This is a genomic window from bacterium, assembly GCA_037131655.1.
Lineage (GTDB): Bacteria > Armatimonadota > Fimbriimonadia > Fimbriimonadales > JBAXQP01 > JBAXQP01.
In genome coordinates this window covers 1-2,821 of the sequence record JBAXQP010000325.1, presented here as the reverse complement: position 1 = coordinate 2,821, position 2,821 = coordinate 1, and the positions used below count along the sequence as shown (strand labels likewise).

Here is a 2,821-nt window from a genome sequence, read left to right as displayed (position 1 = left end):
CGTACGAGCTATGTGACATTTACGATGCACATAGGCACTTTAATCGGCGTCTTTTTGTTCCCTACTCTTTGCGAACGGTTAGGTCGGCGACGTGCTTTCGGACTATTTTTCATCCTTAGCGCAATTGTGGTGATGGGGGTCTCTTTTGGAACTCATACTTACCAAAGTCTTCTCTACTTCGCCCCGTTGATGGCGCTATTTACGATTGGGGTTTCGGCTGGATTTGCGCTCTATTTCCCCGAGTTATTCCCTACTCGCCTAAGAGCAACAGGGCTGGGATTTTGTTATAATACCGGACGTATTGTCACTGCGCCTCTTCCCTGGCTAACGGGGAAAGTGATTGGCGCTTTCAATGGTTCAGTTGCGGCAGGGATGGGACTTTTCGCCGTCATCTATTTAATTGGCTTGATCGCTGTAAACAAAGCCCCTGAAACTAAAGGCCAACCTTTACCTGAAAACTAGGAGAACAATGACTGTCGACGAGCTTATTGAACAGATACGCGCAGCAAAACAAGTGCCCGGAATAGGTGCGGCTTATCGTTTGGCCGAAGAAGCAGTTATTGCTCACCCTAATTCAGCAAAGCTATGGGCATGTGCCGCAACGATAAGGCTTTGGACAGGACGATTGGATGAGGCTCAGGAGGCTTTGAATAAGGCTTTATCCATTGATTCCGATGAGCCGATAGCCCAAGCTGCTGCCGGTGAAATCTACACCTTCCTCGGGGATTTCAATTTAGCCGGTCAGCATGTTGAGAAAGCTGTAACGATGAATCCTAATGACGCAAATGTTCTTTCTACTGCGGTCGGTTATTACATTCTGCTTAACAACATTCCACAGGCAGATGAGCTGGCAAAAAAATTGCGCGAGTTCCATTCTAACGATCCCCCGGCGCTCGCTCAATATATTTCCTTCTTATTCTTTGCCGAGCGTCCTAATGAGGCAAAACAGGTGATTTCGCTTCTGCTGGAGCGTTTCCATAATTCCCCTGCATCACTGATACTTCGCGCTCAAATCCTTAAGCTGACAGGCGATTTAGTTCAAGCTGAAGAGCTTTTGAACAGGGCCATAGAGATCGCTCCTGAAAGCGATAAGGTCTGGGCTGAACTAGCTTCTACTTTATTATTAGCAGACCAACTCATTGATGCGGAAAACGCGGCGGCGAAAGCGCTCGCGATTAACAGCCGATGTCAATTAGCATGTGAAACAATGGCTACGATTGAGGCCAAAAAAGGCGATGTGCACAGTCATGACGATTGGCAAAAGCGCGCTGAAGAGGCAGCGCCTTTCATGAGATATGTTGGCCCCCTCGCTAAAGCTACCGAACTCATACGCGAAGGAGATATAAAAAGCGGCACAGCCGTTCTTAGAAAGGCATTAGACCTTGAAAATCCCATCTCCTGTCGGGTGATTGGCACCGGGTTAATCAACGCCTACCTAATGCAAGCCCGATTCGATGAGGCTAGCAAGCTAGTCGAACAGCTTAAGCAACGCTCCGAAGTAACGCCTGATTTATTAAGAAGCGAAGCGAAGGTTCTTGAAGTGCACGGGGAATGGGATAAGGCGCTTGAATGTTATCAGAATGCAATCAGCTTATCATCTGACGTCAAGACCTATTATGATGGCCTTATTCGCACCTATCATGGGCTTGGACAGGAAGAAAAAGTTCAAGAGACTATCAACAATGCTTTCACAGCTCCCCCGGATACTCTTGAAGAATGCATTTCAACTGTTCTTGCTCTAAACCAAATCGGACATAAAGACACTGCAATTGAATTGCTCGCGTTATATAAACTACGGTTTCCATTTGTAACATCTTTCAACATGTTGGAAACTTCTCTTAAGTTTGATTCAGAGCTTAAAACAGGAGATGGCTTCTTGAAGCGGCTTCACGATAAGATACAACGTCTATTCTATCGTCATTAATGCCTTTGCCTCTTGTTTTGAAACCTAATGATAGGGTACACGTCTAACCAAAGAATAATATCAGGTATTTATAAGGAGCCATTAAACCTATGCGCTGGATTATCATGTTGTTGCTGGCAATAGCTTCTATCGGCATTTGGGCCGAAACGACGACTAAAGTTACAAAAGAAGTAGCTACTGTTAAACCTGCTGAAACGATTGGGGTGGACCCACTTCTTGAAGCGCTCGATGATATCAGAATGTTAGACACACTCTATGTCCTCAAGCTTGAAAAGAAACAGATACTCGGCATACTCAAAACATTGGACGTTCAAAGAGCAACAGCAAAGAAGATGGAGGCAGATGAAGCAAAAGACTTAATTGCCCTCAAAGATGATATTCTAAAACAGCGTAAAGCTAGTTTGAACGGAACAGCCGCAGACGAAAAATTTTACAAGAAAGTTTCGTCGATCTTCGTCAAGTCTAGTGATATTCGCAAAGATATCGGTTCGAAAGCTATCAAAACAGCAACAAAAGACATCCTTGTGCTCCTAAATGAAGACCAAAAGAAGATCATGCTTGAATCCTCCCGTCAAACCTTAAAGGATTTGAAAGACCCTGGTGAGCCGAAAGCCACCGATGATCAATTATATTGGTACTATATCGAGAATGTACTTATACCACCTCGTGTTTATACGCTTCTTCAGGAGCTAAGCGCTGTTACTCCTGAAAAGGTTAAGATCGAACCGGCAACCAAGTAATTACAGCCAATACTGCCTACGCAGAAAAGGATTCATGGGTTGATTTCACATTGATAATTCTTTTAAAATCGCTTAATATCCTCGATTATTACCCTTTATCGACGTTTTCGTAGAATTCAATAGGGTTGACAAACAGCTAATAGATATACTAAAATAC

General features: G+C 44.2%; 3 protein-coding genes. All 3 read left to right on the top strand.

Going from position 1 to position 2,821, the window contains the following annotated elements; all coding sequences use genetic code 11:
* The coding region (locus tag WCO51_11900) for an MFS transporter (protein ID MEI6513957.1) at nucleotides 1-462 on the top strand (462 nt) is incomplete at its 5' end.
* Between the two features lie 7 nt (nucleotides 463-469).
* Complete coding sequence (locus tag WCO51_11895; protein ID MEI6513956.1) at nucleotides 470-1,924, top strand: tetratricopeptide repeat protein; 1,455 nt, start codon at nucleotides 470-472, stop codon at nucleotides 1,922-1,924.
* 89 nt (nucleotides 1,925-2,013) lie between these two features.
* Nucleotides 2,014-2,664, top strand: a complete 651-nt coding sequence (locus tag WCO51_11890; protein ID MEI6513955.1) for a hypothetical protein — start codon at nucleotides 2,014-2,016, stop codon at nucleotides 2,662-2,664.
* Nucleotides 2,665-2,821: the final 157 nt, after the last annotated feature.

Coding starts and splice junctions, on each gene's coding strand:
- WCO51_11895 (MEI6513956.1), top strand. CDS start 470: ATGACTGTCGACGAGCTTATTGAACAGATACGCGCAGCAAAACAAGTG.
- WCO51_11890 (MEI6513955.1), top strand. CDS start 2,014: ATGCGCTGGATTATCATGTTGTTGCTGGCAATAGCTTCTATCGGCATT.